Genomic DNA, 1,638 nt, shown 5'->3' on the forward strand with positions numbered 1-1,638 from the left:
TTGCAAGACCAGCTGAATGAGGTGAGTAATGGGTTGATCCATGGCGACAATACCTTACCTCAACTTCAACCTCAAACGCTGCCTGTTGGCACCATTCCAACACCGAATGGTCAAGCCAGTCAGCCGATTATCCCGCCGCCAACGGCATTTTATCAAGGCGGGCAATATCCCGTTGGGCAACCTCAAATCAATGTGAACCCAGCACTAAAGCAAGGCTTACATTCGATGACCATCGAGTATGAAGAGGATAAGGTGGATAACAACTTACCCGCTTTACCTTATATCCCGTCAGGGAGTTTTGCTAAAGCGATGGTGATTGAGGGCGCTGATGCCAATGCATCCGTGACGGGGAACAGTAATCCATCACCTATGCAGTTTCGCTTAACGGGTAAACTGATTATGCCGAACAATGAAGAGTATGACTTAAGTGGGTGTGCGGTGACGGCGGGGGTGTATGGCGATATTTCCAGTGAGCGCGGACTCGTTCGTACAGATCGTCTGTCTTGTAAACTGTTTGGCCATACGATTGATATGCCCTTTAAAGGTCATGTTTCCTTTATGGGGAAAAATGGGATTAAGGGAGAACCGGTCATTCGAAATGGTGAGTTAGTCGGTTATGCCTTTGGCGGCGGGTTTATCGAAGCGGTCGGCTCAGGTTTTTCCAAAGTGGGGAGTGAAACCGTTGGTATCGGGGCTAGTAGCACGACCACGATGGCAGATGTGATGCGAGGCGGAGTCGGTGGCGGTGTTCAACAATCCGGAAAAATGTTGTCGGAATACTTCATTAAACGTGCGGAACAATATCACCCAGTGATCCCGATTGGTGCTGGAATTGAAATCACGGTCGTTTTCCAAGAAGGCTTCCAATTGGAATTTATTGAACAGATGCGCAAAAAGAAAAGTAAGGATGCCGTTGCCGAGCCTGTGCAGCAAACTCTTAATCAAGGCATTACGGTGACGAAACAAGCATTGCAAGAAATCTCACTCGGGGATGCGGTGCCATCCACAAATTACCCGCAATACCCAACACAACAATAACGTCTTTCACGCCTCCTTATCGCCAACACCAGGGCAATCTTAAGGAGCAGTTATGTTAACTCTACCCACAAAAAACAACACTAAAACGCGATTAAAAGCGGTCCTTCTTATGGGGCTCATCATTTCACCTGCGGTGATATTGGTATGTGCCGACATCAGCTGGGATGGATTGCTTTTTCTCGCTATCTATACCGGTTTGAGTGCTTGGGTGACTCAAATCTTAAATAACGACTCTCAACAAAAGTGAATGAATAAATGGATAAATGGTATTTATTGTATTGCAAAACAGGGCAAGATTTACGAGCGATTGAACACCTTGAACGCCAAGGGGTGAATAGTTTTTCCCCGCGTTATGAGGCGGAGAAAATGGTGCGAAATCGGAGACGCAAAGTGATGGAACCCCTGTTTCCAAACTACTTGTTTGTGAAATTCGATTATGAAGTGATCCATTTTTCGACCATTAACTCAACACGGGGTGTGAGCTACTTTGTACGCTTTGGCAAACTGCCTGTGGTGGTGCCCGATGAAATCATTGCGACTCTGATGGTGCCGAATTTTATGAAAGAGGTGAGTGAGCAGTTACCGCAAAAAGGGGATGAA

The 1,638-nt window shown here is 46.6% G+C and carries 2 protein-coding genes; both read left to right on the forward strand.

Annotated features, from left to right (window positions below; all coding sequences use genetic code 11):
* A partial coding sequence (locus ACPEH5_RS22620; RefSeq protein WP_423727226.1) for a TrbI/VirB10 family protein occupies positions 1-1,038 on the forward strand: 1,038 nt, incomplete at its 5' end.
* A gap of 255 nt (positions 1,039-1,293) precedes the next feature.
* Positions 1,294-1,638 (forward strand): transcription/translation regulatory transformer protein RfaH (gene rfaH, locus ACPEH5_RS22625; RefSeq protein ID WP_423727227.1); only part of this gene is annotated, 345 nt, incomplete at its 3' end.

The sequence above is a fragment of the Providencia sp. NPDC089933 genome (assembly GCF_049545585.1).
Lineage (GTDB): Bacteria > Pseudomonadota > Gammaproteobacteria > Enterobacterales > Enterobacteriaceae > Providencia > Providencia huashanensis.